Source organism: Streptomyces sp. NRRL B-1140, assembly GCF_001280065.1.
Lineage (GTDB): Bacteria > Actinomycetota > Actinomycetes > Streptomycetales > Streptomycetaceae > Streptomyces.
Genome location: NZ_LGEA01000041.1, coordinates 1 through 309, shown reverse-complemented (window position 1 = coordinate 309; position 309 = coordinate 1). Strand labels below are relative to the sequence as shown.

The following is a 309-nucleotide window of genomic DNA, read 5'->3' as shown; positions in this document are numbered from 1 at the left end:
GATGCACCGATGCCTCTTGGAGGACCCCGACGGAAAAAAGTACGGCCGGGGCAATGCCCCGCGGTGCGCCAACTCCATGGCTGATTGCGGTTACGAGCCCCCCGCCGTCCTCGCCACCATGGGATCACTGAAGGAGTCCCTGCGCGCCCTGCCGGAGACGGTCTCCGGGAACCGGGAGTGCCGTCATGACCGCTGTCCAGCTGGGCTTCCCCGAGGTGCCGGCCCGTCATGGATCCGGCGGGAGAGGCGGCGCTCGGGGAGCGGGCGGGCCGGCAGATCGGGGACGACCAGCTGGACAACGGTCATGAC

1 pseudogene is annotated in these 309 nt (G+C 69.6%); it reads left to right on the top strand.

From position 1 onward, the window contains the following. Window positions 1-178 (top strand): annotated as a pseudogene (locus ADK65_RS38445) (DUF3463 domain-containing protein); the annotation flags it as partial. Window positions 179-309: the final 131 nt, after the last annotated feature.